Genomic DNA, 23,225 nt, shown 5'->3' with positions numbered 1-23,225 from the left:
TTTACAGGTAATGAACCTCTAAAGTAGTGAGGCCATTCAACTGAAAGTCATGGGTGATATCTAACTCTGAAAGTTTATTAATGAAAGCCTGAATAGTTATCCTTCCAGAGACATTTTGAATCGCTGCGGGTTTGGTATTGCCTTGCTTACTGAAGCTCAAATAACGTTTATCATTTGCACCGAAAAGGCTGTAACTGTAACTGGGGCCATTTACAATACGCCAATCTGTGACTTCACTACCGCTACTACCACTACCTTGAAGCAGCGTCAGTGGCTCTATTCTGTCACCGTAGTCATTGAAACTACCAGAAATTAGCTGCAGATTATAACCACCAATCTTATTCTCGCTGATTTTTCCCATTCCAACTAAAAAAGTGGGTTGCAATCCTGGTAGCATATCGGATGGCGGCATAGCGGGTTCTCGAGTAAATGGACCGGCGAGAGAACCATCTCGTCCGTTCACCGCTCTGAAAGCAACTTTGATACTAGCAGGGCAATGGATTTTTAATCCAACCTCTTTAGTATCTAAAAGTGTATATGCGTCTTCTTTAAGCATATCTTTTCGTATTACTCCATAATCTGCGCTGCCTTCAATATTAATGTCACAGGCTAAAGGTAATAGCGTGCCTTTAACAGCCAGATTGGTATCCGTTTCTGCATTTGCGGCAGATAAACTTATGGCGATAGTTATAAATGAAAAAGACCATTTATTCAGAATCATATTAGGTGATTTCCGTTGCTGCCTGGTATTTTGGTGTGCAATATAAAGTGAGTGTGTAGATTGATTTTAATAATTAATTTTCAAGATTAAATGCCTGAGTAGTTAAATTCGCATTAAGTCACAGTTATTCACATTTTATAAGAGAGGTTACTTCAACAGAAAAGTGCTCAACGATCTTATCTCCCTTTCACTTGTTAGCACGGAAATTGATAGCGTTTTGTGTGCCTGCTAATCTAGTGATCAATCACTACTGGATTTTATGCACGGTGAATTTGAATTGAACTTGCAACATTGCCAGGGAAATAGTGTATGGTTTTTTTACTAAAAAATAGTAAGCATGGAGATAAAATGAAAAATAACTAAGATAGTACACTTCGTGCATTCAATTAGTTATAAGAAGAGATAGGCATTCAGGTTTGAAAAAACTCAAAGAGTCTTGGCAAATAAAAGCAGCGTAATTATTCGGTGTGAAAGTCCGATTCAGATAGATGTGCCTATATTCTTGCGTATTGATAACTTCATATTTTTCTAGCTTGGTAACCAATTTATCATGAGATTGTGATGTTTTCTCTCCATGCTGAGTAGAATAATTATGTCCATTCACATTGGCGATCAAAAAATGATCTAAGTGTTTCAATAAATGATTACTCATCGTAAATGTGACAAATATGCAGAAAATAACTGAAAATAATCTCAGCACCAATAAAACGGGGCTGTTAAGAAAACATTTTTTTTTATGATAAAAAAAGTCAGGTTTGATGGTTTTCGATCTGGAAACAGGAATAGCCTTTGTCTCTTCTACGAGCAACAGAGGTTCGTTTTCCAGACGCTTTATATAGCCATTTCTCAGCCAATATCCATGCCGCGGTCTCGTTATTATAATTTCTTTTTTACAATCCATGTTAATAAATAGTTGACGTAGATTATTGATGACTTTTCTAAGAGATGCATCGGTAACGACTCTTCCTTTGTCGCCCCAACATGCAGCCATAATCATATCTCGCGGAACAACTTCCCCCTCAAATTGGAGTAATATCGCTAGGCAGCGCAGATTGTTTTCATTGAGAGTGACGAACTGGCCATTTCTACCAATTCTCATGTTATTTTCGTCAAATATTATTGGCATATTATTGTGTTGTTTATCTTATTGGTAATTTAATATTAGGCTCAATCATTAAAGTGATTCAGGAATTACATGTTGGTAATTATTAGAGGGATGGTGTTTTTTTGGTTGCGGATAATAATGTTGCGCAATAATTATCTCACGTAATTAATTGTCGATGAGAAGTGTACGGATATGTTTGTAATGTTCAAGTGAAAATCACAATGAATAATTAAATTTAAATATGTAAATATAAGTTAATTTTTATTATTATATTTATCAATGGGTTGCGATTATTTTCTTATGGTAATATCCAATTAAAAAACGCTACTGTTTGATGAAATTTAAACTGGAACGTACTAGTTGAAAAAAAGGGCTGCCACTGGCAGCCCTTTTTTATGCCTGTCGATCAGGACATCATGTTGGCGGTCACCATAAATGGCGACCCTACGCTATTGATGTAGAGTTCAGGGCGCGGTTTTGCTTGCCGCCGTGCCTTCTACATCATGTACACGCACATAACCGAGTTGCTCCGGTGCTAAACCGCTCAAGCGCAGCGGAACGGTGACGGAGCTGCGTGGCATCAACTCAGCCGGTACGTCGAGAGTTTGGCTGAGGCTGCCAGCATTGAGTGGCTTACCGCTCGCCGGATCCATTTCGCCCCATACCACGGTGGCGCGCAGGGCCGGAATCGGCTGGTCATCGGTGGAGCGGATATTCAGGTTGGCGCGCGTGCCATTGGCTTCACCCGCCACTTGCGACAGCGACAAACGCAATTTACCCAGCTGCGTCTGTAGCTCCACTGGCGTATTGGCCTGCGGCAACAACCATGCGCCTTGCGTTGATTGGCTGTTGAGCTGCCCCTGAATTTCCAGCGCCGTTGCCTGATTAGTCAGTTTGCGCATCTGCTGATTCAGCTGACTCACTTCCTGATGCAACTCTTTGACCTGCGGTGAAACCGGCGTTGAACTGCAACCACTCAGAACCAGCAAAGAGACTGCTGCCGGTGCCCATAACGTCCTGATCGTCATGCATTGTCCTTTCAATTATTTGGGAATACGTAAAACCTGGCCTGGATAGATCTTATCAGGATGCGTCAGCATTGGCTTGTTTGCCTCGAAAATCTTGTTGTATTGATTAGGATTTCCGTACACTTCTTTCGATACCGCACTCAAAGTATCGCCTTTTTTCACCGTGTAGAAGGTGGCTTCTGGCGCTGCATCCGTCACCGTAACTTTATCATCCACCTTGGTGATCCCCGCGACATTACCGGCCGCCACCAGAATCTTCTCCTTCAATTCCTGCGAAATACCGTCGCCGGTTACCGTAACGGTATCGCCTTTGACATCCACTTTGACCTTATCGCTATCGGGCAAGCCGAGTTTGTTGATGTGTTCTTGCAGCTTTTTACTGGCATCATCGCCGCCGCTCACGGCGTCCCACAGTTTTTCACCCGCTTCTTTGACGAAATCAAACAGACCCATACATCCTCCAATTATTGGTGTTGGCCGCCTTGATGGCAGCTCTATAAGCATAGTGGGTTTATCGCAGTGGCTCTTTAAGCAGCGTCCTGCTTGTGAGCCGGGCGGCGTAAATGCGCTTTACAGCAAATGCATCTTTTAAACACGGTTTGTGTTCAGTTTTACTTTGATCGCGCTACACTATGTGCCCAATTTATCTCGCGACAGGAAACGTCATGCATTGCCCATTCTGCTCCGCTGTGGACACCAAAGTGATTGATTCGCGTCTGGTGAGTGAAGGCTCTTCGGTGCGCCGTCGCCGCCAGTGTTTGGTGTGTCACGAGCGTTTTACCACCTTTGAAGTGGCCGAGCTGGTGATGCCGCGCGTGGTAAAAAGCAACGATGTGCGTGAACCGTTCAACGAAGATAAACTCAGCAGCGGCATGATTAAGGCACTGGAAAAGCGCCCAGTGAGTGCCGATGCGGTTGAAAGCGCCGTGAATCACATCAAAACCCAACTGCGTGCAACCGGCGAACGCGAAGTGCCGAGCGCGTTGATTGGTAATCTGGTGATGGATGAGCTGAAAAAGCTGGATAAAGTCGCCTACATCCGCTTTGCCTCGGTTTACCGCAGCTTTGAAGATATTCGTGATTTTGGTGAAGAGATCGCCCGCTTACAGGACTAATCCATGACTGACGAACGCTACATGGCGCGCGCGCTGGAACTGGCTCGCCGCGGACGCTTTACCACGACACCCAATCCCAACGTCGGCTGCGTGATTGTGCGCGATGGAGAGATTGTCGGCGAAGGCTGGCATCAGCGCGCCGGTGAACCGCATGCCGAAGTGCATGCACTGCGCATGGCGGGTGAACGCGCGCAGGGCGCAACGGCCTATGTCACGCTGGAACCATGCAGTCATCATGGACGCACGCCGCCGTGTTGCGATGCGCTGATTGCGGCTGGCGTCAGTCGCGTGGTGGCGGCGATGCAAGATCCCAATCCGCAAGTGGCGGGACGTGGCTTGTATCGTTTACAGCAGGCGGGCATCGATGTCAGTCACGGTGTAATGATGAACGATGCTGAAGCATTGAATCGTGGTTTTCTGAAACGCATGCGTACTGGCTTCCCGTGGATTCAGCTAAAACTCGGCGCATCCCTTGATGGGCGTACCGCGATGGCCAGCGGCGAAAGTCAGTGGATCACTTCTGCGGCGGCAAGGCGCGATGTGCAACGTTTGCGCGCCCAGAGTTCAGCTATCCTTAGCACCAGCGCCACGGTGTTAGCAGATAATCCCTCTTTAACCTTGCGCTGGAATGAATTGAGTGACGAGGTGCGTGCGCAACTGGATGAAACGCAGTTGCGCCAGCCGGTGCGGGTCATTATCGACAGCCAGCAGCGTGTCACGCCGCAGCATCGTTTAATCGATCAAGCGGGCGAAACCTGGTTGATGCGCAGCGAGCCCGATCAGCAAAGCTGGCCGGAAAACGTCAGCCAGATTGCGGTGCCACAGCGTGGTGAGCAACTTGATTTAGTGGCGATGATGATGCTGCTCGGCCAGCGCCAGATCAACAGCGTGTGGGTGGAAGCCGGAGCCGGTTTAGCCGGTGCTTTGCTGCAAGCGGGATTGGTCGATGAACTGATCGTTTACGTCGCGCCGAAGCTGTTGGGCAATGCGGCACGCGGTTTGTGCGAGTTACCGGGACTACAACAACTGGCTGATGCACCGGCCCTGAATTTTAGCGATGTTCGCCGGGTCGGCGAAGACCTGCGACTCACGCTGACACCGCGTTGAAAGCGCGGAAAAGCCTGAGCGCGTCGCCAAAGAGTATGATAGAATCCGCCCCCTTCTGCGGGGCCATTAAATAACCCAAAGGATATGTATGAAAGTTATCGAAGCTCCTGTTGCCACGCCTGATGCAAACATTGCCATCGTAATTGCGCGTTTTAACAACTTCATTAATGACAGCCTGCTGGACGGCGCGATTGACGCTTTAAAGCGCATCGGCCAGGTGAAAGCAGATAACATCACCGTTGTCTGGGTTCCGGGTGCATACGAACTGCCGTTGGCAGCACGCGCGCTGGCGAAAGCCGGTAAGCACGACGCCATTGTGGCGTTGGGCACCGTGATCCGTGGCGGCACCGCACACTTCGAATATGTGGCCGGTGAAGCCAGCTCGGGCATTGCGCACGTCGCCATGACCAGCGAAATCCCGGTGACCTTCGGCGTGTTGACCACTGAAAATATCGAGCAGGCGATTGAACGCGCCGGCACGAAAGCAGGGAATAAAGGTGCCGAAGCGGCCCTGACTGCACTCGAAATGATCAACGTATTGAAAGCCATCAAAGCCTGATTTTTGTAAGGGGAATTTTGTGAAACCTGCTGCTCGTCGTCGCGCCCGTGAGTGCGCTGTCCAGGCGCTTTACTCCTGGCAGCTGTCCAAGAACGACATTGCCGATGTGGAATACCAGTTTCTGGCGGAACAAGACGTCAAAGACGTCGATATTAGCTATTTCCGCGAATTGCTGGCCGGTGTGGCGACTAACAGCGCGTACCTGGACGGTCTGATGAAGCCTTACCTGTCGCGTCAGCTGGAAGAGCTGGGCCAGGTAGAAAAAGCCATCCTGCGTATCTCGCTGTATGAGCTGAGCAAGCGTTCTGATGTGCCATATAAAGTGGCCATCAACGAAGGCATTGAATTGGCCAAAGTATTTGGTGCTGAAGACAGCCACAAATTCGTCAATGGTGTTCTCGACAAAGCTGCCCCGCAAATTCGACCGAATAAAAAATAGCATTGAAGGCCGGTTTACCGGCCTTTTCTTCATTGAGACCTGACTATGTCTTGTGGTGAATTCGAACTGATCGCACGTTACTTTAACCGCGTCACCAGCTCCCGCCGCGATGTGGAGAAAGGAATTGGTGACGACTGCGCGTTACTCAACGTGCCAGAAAAACAAACTCTCGCCATCAGCACCGATACCTTGGTGGCGGGAGTGCACTTCTTGCGTGACATTCATCCTGCCGATCTCGGTTACAAAGCCGTGGCGGTTAACCTGAGCGATTTAGCTGCGATGGGTGCCGATCCGGCGTGGTTGACGCTGGCCTTAACGCTGCCGGAAATTGATGAACCTTGGGTCGCTGCATTTAGCGATAGCCTGTTTGAGCTGCTGGATTATTACGATATGCAGCTGATTGGCGGCGATACCACGCGTGGACCGCTGAGCATGACGCTTGGCATTCACGGTTTAGTGCCGGTGGGCAGGGCGCTGAAACGTTCTGGCGCCAAACCCGGTGACTGGATTTTCGTTACCGGCACGCTGGGTGATAGCGCAGCAGGATTATCGTTGCTGCAACATCGCCATCGTCTGAACGATCCAGCGGTGCATGAGGCGTTGATTAAGCGTCATTTGCGCCCAATGCCGCGTGTGCTGCAAGGCCAGGCTCTGCGTGGTTTGGCGACGTCGGCGATCGATATTTCCGATGGATTGATTTCCGATCTCGGCCATGTGCTGACTGCCAGCCGTGTCGGTGCGCGACTTAATCTTGATGCGCTGCCGCTTTCAGCTGCACTGCGCGACCATTTTGAGCCTGAGCTGGTACTGAAATGGGCGCTAAGCGGTGGCGAAGATTACGAACTGTGCTTCACGGTGCCGGAAGTGAATCGTGGCGCGCTGGATGTGGCGTTGGGGCATTTCGGTGTGCCTTATACCTGCATCGGCCAGATTGCCCCGGAATCAGATGGATTGACGCTGCTGGAAAACGGTAAGCCGCGTAGCGTGGATCTTAAAGGGTTTGATCATTTCGCTGCGAAGTAAGTTATGAGCCGTTTGTCCCTCACCCCAGCCCTCTCCCGCAAGCGGGAGAGGGAGCAGACCGTGCGGTTTTTAACCTAATCATTTTCTCTCCCACTTGTGGGAGAGGGTTAGGGTGAGGGAAAGCGTCTGCCTCACTCAAACCCCACTGCCGGATGCGGTTGATACACCGATTCCAGCTCGGCAACCTCATTAGTACTCAACTCAACATCCACCGCTTTCACCAATTCGGCAAACTGCTGCTCACGCGAAGCGCCAATAATCGGCGCGGTCACCGCGGGTTTATGCAGCAACCACGCTAGCGCTACCTGTGCACGCGTCACGCCTTTATCGGCGGCAACGTTGGCAAGTCGTTCGGCAATCGCCGCATCGTTCTCTTCGGTGCCGGTGTACAGTTTCTCCATCACATTATCCGACACCGAACGCGCCGTGGTTTCGCCCCATGGACGCGTCAATTTGCCGCGCGCCAGCGGGCTCCACGGCAGCACCGCAATGCCTTCTCGCTGGCACAGCGGATGCATTTCGTTCTCTTCCTCACGCTGAATCAGATTGTACTGATCCTGCATGCTGACAAAGCGTGCCCAACCGTTTTGCTGCTGCAAATCCAGCGCCTGAGCAAACTGTGCTGCGTGCATGGACGATGCGCCGATGTAACGTGCTTTACCGGATTTAACCACCTCATCCAGTGCTGCTAGCGTCTCTTCAATAGGCGTGTCGTAATCCCAACGGTGAATTTGCAGCAAGTCGACATACTCCATGCCAAGGCGCGTCAGGCTATCGTCTATCGATTGCAGGATGTTTTGGCGTGATAAGCCTTGTGAGAGATTGCTCAGCGGGAAATAAACCTTAGTCGCGACCACCACCTGATCGCGCTGCGCGAAATCTTTCAGTGCGCGACCCACAATCTCTTCGCTACTGCCGTCGGAATAGCTGTTGGCGGTATCAAAAAAGTTGATGCCCGCTTCCAGCGCCTGCTTGATCAACGGTCGACTGCTCTCTTCCGGCAGCGTCCAGGCGTGATTGCCGCGCGTGGGATCGCCATAAGTCATGCAGCCTAAACAGAGACGCGAAACCTGTAAGTCGGTTTGGCCTAAACGGATGGTTTTCATTGGGGCTCCTGCTCTTATGCTTGAGGGAAAATGTTCCCTAAGCATAGCAGCAGGCTCGCTCACCGGGCGGTGAGCGAGTTGGGCAAATTACTGTGCCAGCCAGGTGCTGATTTGCTGTTGAATACCGGCGGCATCCAACTGATAATCCTGGCGAACTTCATCCTGCGTGCCTTGCGGGATAAATTCATCTGGCAGACCAAGGTTCAACACGTGTACGCGCAGGCGTTTTGCCATCACATACTCGTTAACGCCGCTTCCCGCGCCGCCTTTGATGGCACCTTCTTCCAATGTCACCAGTGAATCATGGCTGGCGGCCAGTTCAGCAATCAATGCTTCGTCGAGCGGTTTCACAAAACGCATATCTACCAGCGTAGCGTTGAGCGCTTCAGCCGCTGCTGTGGCTTCCGGCAACAAGGTGCCGAAGTTGAGGATTGCCAGTTTTTCACCGCGACGTTTCACGATGCCTTTACCGAGCGGCAAACTTGCAAGCGGCTCAAGCGTCGCACCGGTGCCGGTGCCGCGCGGATAACGCACCGCACTTGGGCCATCCTGATAGTGATAACCGGTATACAACATCAAGCGGCATTCGTTTTCGTCGCTTGGCGTCATGATCACCATTTCTGGTACACAACGCAGGAAGGCGATATCAAATGCGCCCTGATGGGTTTGCCCGTCCGCGCCAACAATGCCGCCGCGATCGATAGCAAACAGCACCGGCAATTTCTGGATGGCGACGTCATGGATCAGCTGATCGTAGGCGCGTTGCAGGAAGGTCGAGTAGATCGCCACAATCGGTTTGTAGCCACCGATAGCCATGCCCGCAGCAAAGGTCACCGCGTGCTGTTCGGCAATCGCCACATCAAAATATTGCTGCGGATAATCACGCGAATAGCTCACCATGCCTGAACCTTCACGCATCGCTGGCGTTACCGCCATCAGGCGCGGATCGTCGGCAGCCATTTCGCTCAGCCAGTTGCCGAAAATCTTCGAGTAGCTCGGCAACCCAGGCGCGCTTTTCGGTAACGATCCGCTAGCCGGATCGAATTTCGGCACCGCATGCCAAGTGATCGGATCTTCTTCCGCCGGGGCATAGCCTTTGCCCTTTTTGGTCATGATGTGCAGGAACTGCGGGCCTTTTAGGTCGCGCATGTTCTTCAGGGTGCTCACCAACGTCAGCACATCATGGCCATCGACGGGGCCGATATAGTTGAAGCCCAACTCTTCGAACAGCGTACCCGGCACCACCATGCCTTTCAGGTGCTCTTCGGTGCGTTTCACCAGCTCTTTAATCGGCGGTAAGCCATCCAGCACGCGCTTGCCGCCTTCGCGCAGACGCGAGTAAGTTTTGCCGGAGAGAATCTGTGCCAGACGATTATTGAGCGCACCGACGTTCTCGGAGATCGACATTTCGTTGTCGTTGAGAATCACCAGCATATCCGGTTTGATGTCGCCTGCGTGGTTCATGGCTTCAAATGCCATACCCGCAGTGATCGCGCCATCGCCGATGATACAGGCCGTACGACGACCTTTACCTTCGCGTTCTGCCGCTACCGCCATACCAAGACCGGCGCTAATCGAAGTGGAAGAGTGACCGACGCTCAGCACGTCATATTCACTCTCACCGCGCCACGGGAACGGATGCAGACCATTTTTCTGGCGAATGGTGCCGATGCGATCGCGGCGTCCGGTCAGAATTTTATGCGGATAAGCCTGATGGCCCACGTCCCACACCAGATGATCGAAGGGCGTGTTGTAGACATAATGCAGCGCCACTGTTAGCTCGACCACGCCCAAACCTGACGCAAAGTGACCGGATGAACGGCTCACGCTATCCAGCAAATATTGACGCAACTCGTCGCACAACTCCGGAAGTTTATCTTTCGGTAATAACCGTAATTCCTGAACCGTGCTTGCTAACGCCAGTGTCGGGTATTTTGCAGTGTCAAAACTCATCAGAGACTCATTATGAAAGTTATTTATCGCGTTCAATTATGAAGCTTGCCAGCGCTTGTAAAGCGATTGTGTTGTAAGACTGCGCCGCCAGAATATCGAGCGCGCCAAGCGCCTCTTGATAAAGATCCCAGGCTTTGCTGCGGGCGTTTTCCAGTCCCATCAGGGCTGGATAGGTGCTTTTACCTAACGCTTGATCCGATCCCTGGGTTTTGCCTAATACGGCTGTGTCGCCGACCACATCGAGGATGTCATCCTGCACCTGAAACGCCAATCCGATGGCGTTGGCGTAGGTATCCAAAATCGGCAACGCGGCGCGGCCACGCTCGCCCGCCGTTAAGGCGCCAAGACGCACCGCGGCGCGAATTAGCGCGCCCGTTTTGTGGCGATGAATCTGTTCGAGCTGCGCCAAATCAATCTGCTTGCCTTCAGCGGCTAAATCCAGCGCCTGGCCACCGCACATACCGGCCACACCGCTGGCTTGCGCCAGTTCGGAAATCATCGCAATACGTGCTTCGGCAGTCACACCGGGCATCGGCTGATCGGCCAGAATTGAGAAGGCCAACGTTTGCAGCGCATCGCCGGCAAGAATGGCCGTGTCTTCGCCATATTTAATATGGCAGGTTGGCTGCCCGCGGCGTAACGCATCGTCATCCATCGCCGGCAGATCGTCATGAATCAGGGAGTAAGCATGGATGCATTCAACGGCCGCTGCCGGAACATCCAGACTGGCCGCATCGGCCTTTAACATTTCGCCCGTGGCGTATACCAGAAATGGGCGCAGACGCTTACCACCTAATAATGCCCCATATTCCATGGCATTAACCAGAGGAGAACTCTGAAAAGGAAGTGGATCTATTAAGCGTGTCAACGCCAGATTAACGCGTTCGTGATACGCGCTCAGTAATTTAGCGAAATCCATTACTCATTTTCCGGCGTAAAGGGGGCAAGTGGGGCATTTTTCTCATCGCTCAGCAGGATTTGTACCCGCTGTTCTGCCTGTTGCAGGGTTTGCTGACCGGTACGTGCCAATTGTACGCCGCGTTCAAATTCATTCAGCGCCTGTTCCAGCGGCAGTTCGCCACTCTCCAGACGGCTGACAATCTGTTCCAGCTGCTGCAATGCGCTTTCAAAACTCACTGGCGCTTCGGCTTTTTTCGGCATATCAGTGTCGACTCACAGGTTAAGACATTATCTTGCAATCGGTCATGGTAGCCGACAGGAATTAATTAGCAAAATAATCAATGTGACAGCGGTTGCAGAAGCAGTCACCCGCCAAAGGTGATATACTTTTGCGCCTCGGATGCGGGAGAACCTGATTCAACCCGCAATTATATGATTTTACCAGCTAAGTGCTGATGCTTTTAGCACTTATTTGCCCAAACGAATCCCTGTCGCCATGAAGTTTATCATCAAGCTGTTCCCAGAAATCACCATCAAAAGTCAGTCGGTGCGTCTGCGTTTTATCAAAATTCTGACCAGCAGCATTCGCAATATCCTGCGCACCGTCGATGAAGATATCGCGGTGGTGCGTCACTGGGATCACGTTGAAGTGCGTTCCAAAAATGAGTCGCTGCGCGAAACCATCGTGGCGGAGCTGACGCGTATTCCCGGCATTCACCATGTGCTGGCGGTCGAAGATCGCGCGTACACCGATATGCACGACATCTTCGAGCAGACGCTGGCGTTGAACCGCGATCGTCTGCAAGGGAAAAGCTTCTGCGTACGCGTGAAGCGTCGCGGTAAGCACAGCTTCAGCTCGCAGGATGTGGAGCGTTACGTTGGCGGCGGCCTGAATCAGCATATCGAAACGGCGCGTGTGCAGCTTAATCGCCCGGATGAAACGGTGAATCTGGAGATCGAAGACGATCGCCTATTGCTGATCACCGCGCGTTACGAAGGTTTGGGCGGCTTCCCAATTGGTACGCAAGAAGATGTGTTGTCGCTGATTTCCGGCGGCTTCGACTCCGGCGTTTCCAGCTATATGTTGATGCGTCGCGGTTGCCGTGTGCATTACTGCTTCTTCAATCTTGGCGGTGCTGCGCATGAGATTGGTGTGCGCCAGGTTGCGCATTACCTGTGGCAGCGTTTTGGCCGCTCGCATCGCGTACGCTTTGTGGCGATCAATTTCGAACCGGTGGTTGGCGAGATTCTGGAGAAAGTGGATGACGGCCAAATGGGCGTGGTGCTGAAGCGCATGATGGTGCGTGCAGCATCGATGGTCGCCGAGCGCTACGGCGTGCAAGCGTTGGTGACCGGCGAAGCGCTGGGCCAGGTTTCCAGCCAGACGCTGACCAACCTGCGTTTGATCGATAACGCCTCTGATACCTTGATTCTGCGTCCGCTGATTTCGCACGATAAAGAGCACATCATCAACGTGGCACGCCAGATCGGCACCGAAGATTTTGCCCGTACTATGCCGGAATATTGCGGTGTGATTTCGAAAAGCCCAACCGTGAAAGCGGTGAAAGCCAAAATCGAAGCAGAAGAATTGAATTTCGATTTTGAGATCCTCAATCGTGTGGTGCAAGAAGCCAGCAACGTCGATATCCGTGAAATCGCCGAGCAGACGCAAGAAGAAGTGGTTGAAGTGGAAACTGTGGATTCCTTCACCGCCAACGATGTGGTGCTGGATATCCGTTCCGCCGATGAGCAAGATGCCAAGCCGCTGATCGTTGAAGGCGTTGAGGTGAAACTGCTGTCGTTCTACAAGCTCGGCACTCAGTTTGGCGATTTGGACCAGAGCAAAACCTGGTTGCTGTATTGCGATCGTGGTGTGATGAGCCGTTTGCAGGCGTTGTATCTGCATGAGCAAGGCTTTAAAAACGTGAAGGTTTATCGTCCGTAAAAGCGTGCGAGCGGCCCGTTGGGGCCGCTTCGACAATTAGCGCTCTTCAAATTCCAGATAATTATAAATTCCTGCCGCCAGCACCAACTGCGATGCCACTTCGCGCGCTTTCTCTTTATCTATTAGCAAATCAATCAGTTTCAAGGCGAAATCTATCGCGGTGCCCGGTCCCTGGCTGGTGAGCAGATTGACGCGCGGATCCCACACTACACGGCGTTCCATCCATTTATTGTCGGGAATGGTTTCACGCAGGCCGGGAAATCCGGTCATGTTGCCGACGGGGAATAAGTCATGCGGCACTAAAACCGTGCCCGGCGCGGCACAAATCGCCGCCACAATTTTGCTGGAGAGATGAAACTGGCGCACGGTTTCGACCAGAAGTGGGCTGTCGCGAAAGGTTTCCGCGCCTTTTAATCCGCCGGGCAACACAATCGCGTCGTAATCATTGTCAGCGACTTCAACCAGCGGCGCATCTGCCAGCAGGCGCACGCCGCGTGAACAGACGATTTCACGTGTGCCATCGCTCTCGACGCTGGCGGTGGTAACGCTTATCCCGCCGCGCACCAACAGATCGATAGTGGTGACCGCTTCGGTCTCCTCACTGCCATGTGCCAGGCAAACCAGCACCGATACGTTCGCGCTCATAGTGGGACTCCTTTTGTTTAATCAGGTCGTACAAACGGGTGTTTTCCGGCAGTAAAATCCCTTGCGCGCGGGCACGACGCAGCAGGTAACCGTTGATGTAATCAATCTCGGTCAAACGTTGCGCGCGCACATCCTGCAACATCGATGAAGTATTGGCGGCGGTGTTGTCGATCACGTCGTAGATAATGTCCTGCAAGTTATCGACCGCAATATGCTGGCCTTCACGTTCCATCACCCAGGCAATCTCTTCACATAAGGTGGCGATTTGCTGCGGCCAGGCGCGCAGCGCACCGTTTTGGCAGTTATGCTCGATGGTTAACGGATTAATCACGCAGTTGATGGCCAATTTGCGCCAGCTAGCGGCAGCGATGTTGTCGTGCCATGCCACATCCGGCAGCGCCTGATGCAGAATGTCGGCGATATCGCTCAGCGCAGCACCTTCGCGGCTGGCGGGGCCAATGTGTGTCATGCCTTGCGCGACATGTTTGATCACCGTGCCATCACGCATTGCGGCGTGCGTGGTGATGCCGCGTAACACTGGTTGGCGCAACTCTTTGAGTTCATCCAAGGTGCCCATGCCGTTATGCAGCAGCAAAATCGGCGTATGGGCCGGTAGCACGCTTTGTAAGTTTTTCACTGCGGGTGAGACTTGCGGCGCTTTGAGCGTCACCAGTAATAACTGGCTCTCAGCGAGGAACAGCGGATCGTTGGCAATAAAAGTGTTATTGCTGACGTTGCCTTGTGTATCGATCACATTGACCGAGCAATACGGCTGCGGCACGCGAAGCCAACCTTGTACTTCATGTCCCTGGCGAGCGAGTGCGGCGAGCCAAATCTGACCCAAAGCGCCACAACCCAACACGGTAATTTTCATTTTGCCTCCCGCTGGCCGGTCTGATTTGTAAGTATAGCTTCCGCGTCTCGTGTTTAATTAGCGCCACAAGACGCGTATTATGCATGTCACTTTAGTATCAGGAGAAGAAAAGATGCCATCTTTCGATATCGTTTCAGAAGTCGAATTGCCGGAAGTGCGAAATGCGGTGGAGAATGCCAGCCGTGAGATCTCAACCCGTTTCGATTTCCGTAACGTGAGTGCAACTATTGAGCTCAACGAAAAGAATGAGACCATCAAAATCAGCAGCGAATCTGATTTCCAGGTAAAACAGCTGGTGGATATTCTGCGTGAAAAGCTGCTGAAGCGTGGCATTGAAGGCGCAGCGATTGAAGTGCCTGAAGAGATCGTGCACAGCGGTAAAAGCTGGACGGTGGAAGCCAAGCTGAAAAAAGGTATCGAAAGCGATATCGCTAAAAAGCTGGTGAAGCTGATTAAAGACAGCAAGCTGAAAGTGCAGACGCAGATTCAGGGCGAAGAGCTGCGTGTGACCGGTAAGTCACGCGATGACCTGCAAGGTGCGATGGCGCTGGTGCGCGGTGGTAACCTCGGTCAGCCATTCCAGTTCAAAAACTTCCGCGATTAATCGCGTTTGTCGCGCGCCGCACGGCGATACAGCGTGCTGCGCGCGACACCCAATGCTTCCGCTGTTTTACTCACATTGCCATTGAAGCGCTGGAGCGTTTCGCTAATCAACCGCTCATCATGACTTTGCCGATCCTCAATCGGTTGCAGTGCCGCACGACGATATTCCGCCGGTAAATGCACTTCTGTTACTTCTTCGCCTTCATCAGCCAGCGCCAGCAACACGCGCAACAAACTGCGTAATTGCCGCACATTGCCCGGCCACGGCAGCTGCGCTAAAGCTGTCAGCAGCGTAGGCGCGAGCTGAATATTACGATCGGCTCCACCTAATTCCAGCCATAAGCGGCTGATAAAGCCTTCTACGTCTGGCCAGTCGCGCAATGGCGGAATGGTCATCGAGAACTCTTGCAAGCGATAAAGTAAATCCTCGCGGAAATCCCCTTCAGCAACGCGTAGAGCTAAATCGCGGTGCGTGGCGCAAATCACCGCAAAATTCACCGGCCAACTGCGGCTTGATCCTAAAGGTGCAACCTCTTTTTCCTGCAATACGCGCAGCAAGCGGGTTTGCAGCGCCAGCGGCATATCGCCAATTTCATCCAGGAACAATACGCCGCCATCGGCTTCACGAATTTTGCCGATGTAGCCGTTCTTACTGGCTCCGGTAAACGCGCCGGGTTGATAACCAAACAGTTCAGATTCGATCAGCGCTTCGGGAATCGCCGCACAGTTAATCGCCACGAATTTGCCTTCGCGCCAGCGGCTTTGCTGATGCAGCGCGCGGCTGACGTACTCTTTGCCGCTGCCGGTTTCGCCGTGAATGCACAGCGATACGCCAGCATTGAGCAATCGCACCATCTTTTCGCCATCGCGACGCAACGAGAACGGCAAATCACTGGCGGGTTCGCCCGGCGTGGCGAAATGGCTGCGATTGGGGGCGCGCAGGCGGAAATAGAAGCGTTGCGCGGCGTAATCCAGTGGAACCGGCACGGTATTGGCTTGTTGCTGCTGTTGCGGGAACAGTTGTTGAAAGGTAAGAGTGCCAAGTTGCTCAACGCTGAGCGACAGTTCACGCATCGCCAATCGATTCGCGGCAGTGAGCACGTTATCGGAAAACACCAGCAGCAGTTCATCACTGGTATCAATGCCTTGCGGCTGGGCGTGCAGGCTCATTAACCATTGTTGCGGATGCAGGCTCTGCTTCACCCACAAATATTCAATTTGCTTCGCGGCGGCTTTCACCCAGCTAAAGGTGTGCGGATGCGGGAAGTGTGCCGGGCCAGAAATATCCAGCACGCCCGCAATCTGACCATTCGGCATTTGCAGAGGCATGGCGGCGCAATACAGCCCTTGATTGAGCGTCAGGAAGTGCTGATGCCCATCGATTTCACAGCCATCATCAATCGCCAACGCGGTACCAATCGCATTAGTGCCACGACCGCATTCACTCCATAAATTGCCGGGTGCCAGCGCATAGCGTTGCGCTTTCTCCATTGACGGCATATCGCCAAAGGTATTCAGCACCAAACCGGTGGCGTCGGAGAGGATCAGCACCGATTGTTTCTCGGCCAATTTCTGCGCCAGTTGTTTGATTACCGGCTGAGCGAACTGCTGCAATCCGGCATTGCTGGCGAGCAAGTCAGCCAATTCACTTTGGCGAACGCGAGGAAAATCATCGGCGGTGCGGTCAAGGCCATACAGCTGGCTACGGAACCAGGAGTCGCTTAACAGCGGGTTGGCGGTAACAGCAGAAGCGGATGAATTTCCCTGCATTGATGACCTCATGCCAGCTAAAAGTGTTGCGACATTGTAGCGGTTCCGTTTCTGCACTGTTGCGATACGCAACACAGATGCCGATCTTTCCTGGCTGATTAAGCAAGAACAATGGGCGATTGGTTTTGCAATGCAATGATAGATATGACGATTTTTAGCTAATTCGCCAGCTGAAAAAAAATTGGCACGCCGGATGCAATAACAGACATGGCAGCGGGCTGTGCAGCCTGTTGATCCCAGGTTGCCGCTGCCAGTTCAGAACATCTGACCCTACATTAAGGAGTTTGCGATGCGTTATGCACATCCCGGCACGCCCGGCGCACTGATTTCACTTCAGGCGACTTACGGCAATTACATTGCGGGCAAATTCGTAGAGCCGCTCAGCGGCCAATATTTCACTAACACCTCGCCAGTGAATGGCAGCGATATCGGCCAGTTCCCGCGTTCAGATGCACGCGATATCGATTCTGCATTGGATGCTGCTCATCAGGCCGCTGACGCCTGGGGAAAAACCAGTGTGCAGCATCGCGCGAACTTGCTGTTGCAAGTTGCCGATCGCATTGAAGCCAATCTTGAAATGTTGGCAGTGGCGGAAAGTTGGGATAACGGTAAACCGATCCGTGAAACCCTGAATGCCGATCTGCCTTTGGCGGTCGATCACTTCCGCTATTTCGCCGGTTGCCTGCGCGCTCAGGAAGGCAGTACCGCTGAAATCGATGAAACCACCGTGGCGTATCATTTCCATGAACCGCTCGGCGTGGTGGGGCAGATCATCCCGTGGAACTTCCCGCTGCTGATGGCAGCATGGAAACTGGCCCCGGCACTGGCGGCGGGTAACTGCGTGGTGCTGAAACCAGCGGAACAAACGCCGTTGGGTATCACCTTGTTGATGGAAGTGATTGGCGATCTGTTCCCGGCTGGCGTGCTGAACGTGGTGCAAGGATTTGGTCGCGAAGCCGGTGAAGCGCTGGCGACCAGCAAGCGTATCGCCAAAATCGCATTCACCGGATCTACGCCGGTGGGCCGCCACATCATGGCGTGTGCGGCGGAAAACATCATTCCTTGTACCGTCGAGCTAGGCGGCAAGTCGCCAAACATCTACTTCGCCGATGTGATGGAAGGCGAAGAGGAGTTTATCGAAAAAGCGGTGGAAGGCTTGGTGCTGGGCTTCTTTAACCAAGGCGAAGTCTGTACTTGTCCATCGCGTGCGCTGATCCACGAATCGATCTATCAGCCGTTTATGGAGCGCGTGATGGTTAAAGTCGCCAATATTCGTCGTGGCGATCCGCTGGATACTGACACCATGATCGGTGCGCAGGCGTCACGTCAGCAATTCGACAAAATCCTGTCATATATCAACATCGCACGTGATGAAGGCGGGCAAATTCTGACCGGTGGCGATCGTGCAAGCGTCGCTGCCGAACTCGATAACGGATTCTATATCCAGCCGACCTTAATCAAAGGCACCAACCAGATGCGCTGTTTCCAGGAAGAGATTTTTGGCCCGGTAATTGGCGTGACCACCTTCAAGGATGAGGCCGAAGCGCTGGCGATTGCCAACGAAACGCAGTTTGGTCTCGGCGCGGGCGTGTGGACGCGCGATACCAATCTGGCGTATCGCATGGGGCGCGGCATCAAAGCCGGTCGCGTGTGGACCAACTGCTATCACATCTATCCCGCTCACGCGGCATTCGGCGGCTACAAGCAATCCGGTGTTGGTCGTGAGACGCACAAGATGGCGCTCAGCGCCTATCAACAAACCAAAAATCTGCTGGTCAGCTATGGCACCGCGCCTTTGGGCCTGTTCTGAGTCCGCATCCGATCAAATGGAGAGTGAAAGATGAATATGCAAATCAAAACCACCATGAAAGCCGCAGTCGTGAAATCCTTTGGCGAGCCGTTAGTGATTGAGCAGGTGCCGGTGCCGCAAGTGGGGCCGGGACAGATTTTGGTGAAGATTGCCGCCACCGGCGTGTGCCACACTGATTTACATGCGGCGGAAGGGGATTGGCCGATTAAACCCAATCCACCGTTTATTCCTGGGCATGAAGGCGTTGGCCAGGTTGTCGCGCTGGGCGAAGGCGTTAAACACCTGAAACTGGGCGATCGCGTCGGCGTGCCTTGGCTCTATTCCGCTTGCGGTCACTGTGAGCACTGCCTGGATAGCTGGGAAACCTTGTGCCTGTCACAGCAAAATGCTGGCTACTCAGTGAACGGCAGCTTCGCCGAATATTGCCTGGCTGACGCCAATTATGTTGGCATCATCCCCGATAACGTTGAATACAATGAAATTGCGCCAATCTTGTGTGCAGGCGTTACCGTGTATAAAGGGCTGAAGATGACCGATACCAAACCCGGCGATTGGGTGGTGATTTCCGGTATTGGTGGCTTGGGCCACATGGCGGTGCAGTACGCGGTAGCGATGGGGCTGAATGTGGCGGCGGTGGATATTGATGACGAGAAGCTGGAGTTTGCTAAACGTCTCGGCGCCAGCGTGGTGGCGAATGCTAAGAATGTCGATCCGGCCAAAGTGTTCCAGGAAAGCTTCGGCGGCGCGCATGGCGTGCTGGTGACGGCGGTATCACCAAAAGCCTTCGAGCAGGCGATTGGAACCTTGCGTCGTGGCGGCACTATGGTGCTGAACGGCTTGCCACCTGGCAAATTCGATCTGTCGATCTTCAATATGGTGCTGGATGGCATTACGGTGCGCGGATCGATCGTTGGCACACGTAAGGACTTACAGGAAGCGCTGGATTTCGCCGGTCGTCATAAAGTGAAAGCCACCGTAGCGGTGGAGCCGCTGACCAATATCAATGACATCTTTGCACGCATGCATGCCGGCAAGATTGAAGGACGTATTGTGGTGGATCTGTCGTTGTAACAATCGCAGATTTTGTAGCGGCGCGATTCATCGCGCAATAAATTGCGCCGCTACAATCTGTGCATGAATTAGCTGCTGGCGAGCAGCGCCTCAAGTTCGACGCGGCTCGTCACTTTACTGTCTATTTTGATGTAAGCGCTTTTCTCTTCCGGCACGATAAATACCGAAGCGACGCCTGGCTGGGCTTTTAAACGTTTTTCAAGGTTTGGCACCGCCAGAACCGCATCACTCAGCATGATGCGCAAGCTGCTGACATACGGCGGTTCTTGCATCGACATCGCGACAAACAGCCATGCAGCGGCGACTAACGCGCCAACCAAAAATACCGTTTGTGCATCAACATGACCGAAGATCCAACCGCCCATGCTGCCGCCAATCGCTACGCCAATAAATTGGCTGGTGGAGTAAATACCCATTGCGGTGCCTTTATAGCCTGGCGGCGATTCTTTGCTGATCAATGAAGGCAGAATCGCTTCCATCAGGTTGAAGGCGAGGAAGAACAGCTGCACGCCGATCACTAATGTCCAGAAATGACCTGCGGCGCCCCACAACACAATTTCGGCAATCACAATCAACGCTACGCAACCAACAAACACGCGCTTCATGCGGCGTTTGACTTCGGCATAAATGATGAACGGCACCACCGCAACAAATGCCACCAGCATGGTGACCAGATACACTTTCCAGTGTTCCGCCGCTGGGAGTCCGGCCTGTTCGAACTGACCTGGCAACGCCACAAAGCTCGACATCAATAAAATGTGCAGACACAGAATGCCGATGTTGAGTTTCAATAATTTTGGATTGGCCAATACTGCACGGATGCTGCCTTTCACCATGCCCGATTCACGATTCAATACGTGGTTGGGGGCGTTTGGCACCACTAATAATGTAATCACGATGCCGAGCGTGGCGAGAATCGCAATCATCCAGAACAGCGCGTGCAAGCCCAGCGCGTGGGTGACAATCGGGCCAACCACCATCGCAATCGCAAAGGTCACGCCAAAACTGATGCCGATAAAGGCCATCGCTTTGGTACGGTTCTGTTCGCGGGTGAGATCGGATAATAACGCCATTACCGCAGCGGCAATCGCACCGGAACCTTGCAGCGCACGGCCTAAAATGACGCCCCAAATGGAGGTCGAGAGGGCGGCAATCACACTACCGAGTACGAAGAGTAACAGCCCACCAACAATCAGCGGCTTGCGGCCGACGCGATCGGAAAGCAGACCAAAAGGAATCTGGAATATCGCTTGTGCCAGACCATAAATACCAATTGCCAGACCGATTAAGGTTTCACTGGCGCCCTGTAATGCCATGCCGTAAGTGGTCAATACCGGCAGGACCATAAACATTCCCAGCATGCGCAGGGAAAAAACTGTGCCTAAACCCCATGTAGCCCGAAGCTCTACTGGCGTCATTTTGTTGTCGTTCATTCCAACCTCTGTAATTTGCTGCGCCCATTTTAGGCAGCAGGGCAGGGCGGGTAAAACATTTGATCTTAAGCAGTGGTAACAAAAAGAAAGGGCGCGAAATTCGCGCCCTTTGCAGTCGTTGCGTGCTGAATTTACCAGACGTAAGTCAGCAGGTCTTTTGATGCCGGAGTCATGAAATCAACCGACATCATCACGCTCAGCGCGGTGATAGCGACAATCGAGAACACAAACAGCTTACGCGCCCAAACTTTATCGTTTGAGGTTTTGTAACCTGAAAGCGCCATCCCGAGCCACCACACGCTTACCGCAGCAGCGACAACCAGATATTTGTAGCCCGCGTAGCCGCCAAGTGTCAGCATCAGCGTGGCAATCATGAACGCCAGGATATACAGCGTAATATGATTTTTTGCCACTGAGATGCCTTTTACTACCGGCAGCACCGGAATGTTGGCAGCCTGGTAATCTTTAAAGCGGAAGATGGCAATCGCATAGGAGTGCGGCATCTGCCACAGGCTAAAGATAGCCAGTAAAATCAACGCGCCAGCATCAAACTGGTTGGTCACTGCGCAGTAGCCAATCACCGGCGGCGCTGCGCCAGAAAGGCTACCAATCAGCGTGCCGTAGACGGAGTTACGCTTCATATAGAGGCTGTAAACGCCTACGTAGACCACGAAACCCATCACCGCCAGCCACATGGCCAGCGGGTTTGCGCCGAAATACAGCAACGCAAAGCCAGCAATACCCAATGCGGTTGCATAAACCAGGCTTACTTTCGCCGAGATCAGGCCTTTGACCAGAACACGATTCCGCGTTCTCTCCATTTTGATATCGATATCGCGGTCAATCACGTTGTTGAATACACAACCTGATGCGACAACCAACGACACGCCTACCAATGCGTAGAGAAACAGGGGGTAGTCAATGCTGCCTTTTGAAGCCAGCAGGAATCCACCGATCACAGAAATTAAATTGCCGAAAATAATTCCTGGTTTTGTTACTTGCAGGTATTGCTTAATCATTACGCGACTCTTTAGTGGGCCATCATGTTGTAGTTGAGGTTCCACATAATCCACAGTGAGCCTACGACAACAATCAAGATGATGAGTGCTGAGAAGACAATGGCCACCATGTTCCAGCCACCTTCTGATTTGCTATCCAAGTGCAGGAAGTAGACCAGGTGAACCAGCACCTGAACTACCGCACACACCAGAACCACACCCAGAATAGTGCCGTGTGAAGCGCCGCCATCCATTACCATCCAGAACGGAATACCGGTCAGGATGATAGAGAGGATGAAGCCGATCATGTAAGACTTCACGCTACCGTGCGAAGCGCCATGTTCGTTAACAGAATGACTCATTACATGGCTCCCATCAGGTAGACAACGGTGAATACGCAGATCCACACCACATCCAGGAAGTGCCAGAACAAGCTGAGGCACATGATACGGGTGCGGTTGGTTGCAGTCAGACCACGTTTAGAAATCTGGAACATCATCACAGCCATCCAGATCAGGCCTGAGGTCACGTGCAGACCGTGCGTACCAACCAGCGTGAAGAACGCTGACAGGAAGCCGCTGCGATCCGGACCGAAGCCTTCTTTGATCAGGTGATGGAATTCATAGATTTCCATGCCGATAAAGCCAGCACCGAACAGGAAGGTCAACGCTAACCAGCTGATGACCGAACCTTTGTTCTGGTTGTTCATCGCGATCACTGCCATACCATAGGTAATGGAGCTAAGCAGCAGCAGCGCGGTTTCAACCAGCACGAACGGCAGTTCGAAGATGTCTTTACCTGCCGGGCCACCGGCGGTGTTATTGACCATTACTGCATAGGTCGCAAACAAGGTTGCGAAGATAATGCAGTCACTCATCAAGTAGATCCAGAAACCAAAGACTTTATTGGCTCCTGCATCGTGATGCCCATGCTCCGCATGGGCGTCGTGGTGGTGTTTTGCAGTTTCAGTTGACATTATTTCAGACCTGCTTTGCTGATTTCGTCAAAGTGCTTCTTCTC

Annotated in this window: 24 protein-coding genes; 9 read left to right on the top strand and 15 right to left on the bottom strand. The window is 52.4% G+C overall.

Annotation, left to right across the window (positions count from 1 at the left end; translation table 11 throughout):
• Position 1: 1 nt before the first annotated feature.
• From ABDW13_RS19090 to lysM, 4 genes are all read right to left on the bottom strand, one after another.
• The gene (locus ABDW13_RS19090) at positions 2-721 is read right to left on the bottom strand and encodes a DUF1120 domain-containing protein (RefSeq protein WP_343554124.1); all 720 of its coding nucleotides are present in this window, start codon (positions 719-721) and stop codon (positions 2-4) included.
• A 382-nt stretch (positions 722-1,103) separates the two neighbouring features.
• Positions 1,104-1,820: a winged helix-turn-helix domain-containing protein gene (locus ABDW13_RS19085; RefSeq protein ID WP_343554123.1), complete on the bottom strand. Its 717-nt coding sequence runs from the start codon at positions 1,818-1,820 to the stop codon at positions 1,104-1,106.
• A gap of 470 nt (positions 1,821-2,290) precedes the next feature.
• On the bottom strand, positions 2,291-2,854 hold the full coding sequence (locus ABDW13_RS19080) for a DUF3251 domain-containing protein (RefSeq protein WP_343554122.1): 564 nt from the start codon (positions 2,852-2,854) through the stop codon (positions 2,291-2,293).
• A 15-nt stretch (positions 2,855-2,869) separates the two neighbouring features.
• Positions 2,870-3,307 (bottom strand): peptidoglycan-binding protein LysM, encoded by a 438-nt coding sequence (gene lysM / locus ABDW13_RS19075; protein WP_343554121.1) that lies wholly within the window; start codon positions 3,305-3,307, stop codon positions 2,870-2,872.
• Positions 3,308-3,519: 212 nt separating this feature from the next.
• On the opposite strand from lysM, the gene nrdR reads away from it, so the two are divergent.
• The 5 genes from nrdR to thiL all read left to right on the top strand — a co-directional run bounded on the left by nrdR (position 3,520) and on the right by thiL (position 7,097).
• The gene (gene nrdR, locus ABDW13_RS19070) at positions 3,520-3,969 is read left to right on the top strand and encodes a transcriptional regulator NrdR (protein WP_008103978.1); all 450 of its coding nucleotides are present in this window, start codon (positions 3,520-3,522) and stop codon (positions 3,967-3,969) included.
• Between the two features lie 3 nt (positions 3,970-3,972).
• Entirely contained in the window at positions 3,973-5,076 is a 1,104-nt protein-coding gene (ribD, locus tag ABDW13_RS19065) for a bifunctional diaminohydroxyphosphoribosylaminopyrimidine deaminase/5-amino-6-(5-phosphoribosylamino)uracil reductase RibD (protein ID WP_343554120.1), read from the top strand.
• An 88-nt stretch (positions 5,077-5,164) separates the two neighbouring features.
• Positions 5,165-5,635, top strand: coding sequence for a 6,7-dimethyl-8-ribityllumazine synthase (ribE, locus tag ABDW13_RS19060; protein ID WP_007887008.1), 471 nt, complete (start codon positions 5,165-5,167; stop codon positions 5,633-5,635).
• A 19-nt stretch (positions 5,636-5,654) separates the two neighbouring features.
• Complete coding sequence (nusB, locus tag ABDW13_RS19055) at positions 5,655-6,074, top strand: transcription antitermination factor NusB (protein ID WP_007887007.1); 420 nt, start codon at positions 5,655-5,657, stop codon at positions 6,072-6,074.
• Between the two features lie 45 nt (positions 6,075-6,119).
• Positions 6,120-7,097 carry a thiamine-phosphate kinase gene (gene thiL, locus ABDW13_RS19050; RefSeq protein ID WP_343554119.1) on the top strand — a complete coding sequence of 326 codons (978 nt, stop codon included), beginning with the start codon at positions 6,120-6,122 and terminating at the stop codon, positions 7,095-7,097.
• A 131-nt stretch (positions 7,098-7,228) separates the two neighbouring features.
• On the opposite strand, the gene ABDW13_RS19045 is transcribed toward thiL, so the two are convergent.
• From ABDW13_RS19045 to xseB, 4 genes are all read right to left on the bottom strand, one after another.
• The gene (locus tag ABDW13_RS19045) at positions 7,229-8,203 is read right to left on the bottom strand and encodes an aldo/keto reductase (RefSeq protein ID WP_343554118.1); all 975 of its coding nucleotides are present in this window, start codon (positions 8,201-8,203) and stop codon (positions 7,229-7,231) included.
• Positions 8,204-8,290: 87 nt separating this feature from the next.
• Positions 8,291-10,156: a 1-deoxy-D-xylulose-5-phosphate synthase gene (gene dxs, locus ABDW13_RS19040; RefSeq protein ID WP_343554117.1), complete on the bottom strand. Its 1,866-nt coding sequence runs from the start codon at positions 10,154-10,156 to the stop codon at positions 8,291-8,293.
• Between the two features lie 19 nt (positions 10,157-10,175).
• Positions 10,176-11,075 (bottom strand): (2E,6E)-farnesyl diphosphate synthase, encoded by a 900-nt coding sequence (gene ispA / locus ABDW13_RS19035; RefSeq protein WP_343554116.1) that lies wholly within the window; start codon positions 11,073-11,075, stop codon positions 10,176-10,178.
• Positions 11,075-11,317, bottom strand: coding sequence for an exodeoxyribonuclease VII small subunit (xseB, locus tag ABDW13_RS19030; RefSeq protein ID WP_343554115.1), 243 nt, complete (start codon positions 11,315-11,317; stop codon positions 11,075-11,077). The genes ispA and xseB overlap by 1 nt, the downstream gene beginning before the upstream one ends.
• A gap of 235 nt (positions 11,318-11,552) precedes the next feature.
• Here xseB and thiI point away from each other — a divergent pair, with 235 nt between their 5' ends.
• Entirely contained in the window at positions 11,553-13,001 is a 1,449-nt protein-coding gene (thiI, locus tag ABDW13_RS19025) for a tRNA uracil 4-sulfurtransferase ThiI (RefSeq protein ID WP_343554114.1), read from the top strand.
• A 36-nt stretch (positions 13,002-13,037) separates the two neighbouring features.
• On the opposite strand, the gene yajL is transcribed toward thiI, so the two are convergent.
• Both yajL and panE read right to left on the bottom strand, forming a co-directional pair.
• Positions 13,038-13,646, bottom strand: coding sequence for a protein deglycase YajL (yajL, locus tag ABDW13_RS19020; protein WP_343554113.1), 609 nt, complete (start codon positions 13,644-13,646; stop codon positions 13,038-13,040).
• Positions 13,600-14,520, bottom strand: coding sequence for a 2-dehydropantoate 2-reductase (gene panE, locus ABDW13_RS19015; protein WP_343554112.1), 921 nt, complete (start codon positions 14,518-14,520; stop codon positions 13,600-13,602). The genes yajL and panE overlap by 47 nt, the downstream gene beginning before the upstream one ends.
• Before the next feature lie 112 nt (positions 14,521-14,632).
• Between panE and ABDW13_RS19010 the strand changes: the two genes are divergently transcribed.
• Entirely contained in the window at positions 14,633-15,124 is a 492-nt protein-coding gene (locus ABDW13_RS19010) for a YajQ family cyclic di-GMP-binding protein (RefSeq protein ID WP_343554111.1), read from the top strand.
• Here ABDW13_RS19010 and ABDW13_RS19005 read toward each other — a convergent pair.
• Positions 15,121-16,893 (bottom strand): sigma-54-dependent Fis family transcriptional regulator, encoded by a 1,773-nt coding sequence (locus tag ABDW13_RS19005; protein WP_343554110.1) that lies wholly within the window; start codon positions 16,891-16,893, stop codon positions 15,121-15,123. The two genes, ABDW13_RS19010 and ABDW13_RS19005, sit on opposite strands and share 4 nt — an antisense overlap.
• 289 nt (positions 16,894-17,182) lie before the next feature.
• On the opposite strand from ABDW13_RS19005, the gene ABDW13_RS19000 reads away from it, so the two are divergent.
• Together ABDW13_RS19000 and adhP are read left to right on the top strand one after the other, a co-directional pair.
• Positions 17,183-18,703, top strand: a complete 1,521-nt coding sequence (locus ABDW13_RS19000; RefSeq protein WP_343554109.1) for an aldehyde dehydrogenase family protein — start codon at positions 17,183-17,185, stop codon at positions 18,701-18,703.
• 30 nt (positions 18,704-18,733) lie between these two features.
• On the top strand, positions 18,734-19,774 hold the full coding sequence (adhP, locus tag ABDW13_RS18995) for an alcohol dehydrogenase AdhP (protein ID WP_343554108.1): 1,041 nt from the start codon (positions 18,734-18,736) through the stop codon (positions 19,772-19,774).
• A 68-nt stretch (positions 19,775-19,842) separates the two neighbouring features.
• Here the strand turns inward: adhP and ABDW13_RS18990 are convergent, their stop codons facing one another.
• From ABDW13_RS18990 to ABDW13_RS18975, 4 genes are all read right to left on the bottom strand, one after another.
• A complete protein-coding gene (locus ABDW13_RS18990) occupies positions 19,843-21,207 on the bottom strand; it encodes an MFS transporter (protein WP_343554107.1) in 1,365 nt (454 codons plus the stop codon).
• A gap of 131 nt (positions 21,208-21,338) precedes the next feature.
• On the bottom strand, positions 21,339-22,226 hold the full coding sequence (gene cyoE / locus ABDW13_RS18985; protein ID WP_343554106.1) for a heme o synthase: 888 nt from the start codon (positions 22,224-22,226) through the stop codon (positions 21,339-21,341).
• A gap of 11 nt (positions 22,227-22,237) precedes the next feature.
• Positions 22,238-22,567: a cytochrome o ubiquinol oxidase subunit IV gene (locus ABDW13_RS18980; protein ID WP_343554105.1), complete on the bottom strand. Its 330-nt coding sequence runs from the start codon at positions 22,565-22,567 to the stop codon at positions 22,238-22,240.
• A complete protein-coding gene (locus ABDW13_RS18975; RefSeq protein ID WP_007886985.1) occupies positions 22,567-23,181 on the bottom strand; it encodes a cytochrome o ubiquinol oxidase subunit III in 615 nt (204 codons plus the stop codon). Before ABDW13_RS18975 ends, ABDW13_RS18980 begins: the two co-directional genes overlap by 1 nt.
• Between the last annotated feature and the right edge of the window lie 44 nt (positions 23,182-23,225).

Origin of the sequence: Pantoea sp., assembly GCF_039594315.1 — a bacterium.
Classification (GTDB): Bacteria; Pseudomonadota; Gammaproteobacteria; order Enterobacterales; family Enterobacteriaceae; genus Pantoea.
This window is presented reverse-complemented; position numbering and strand designations above follow the sequence as displayed.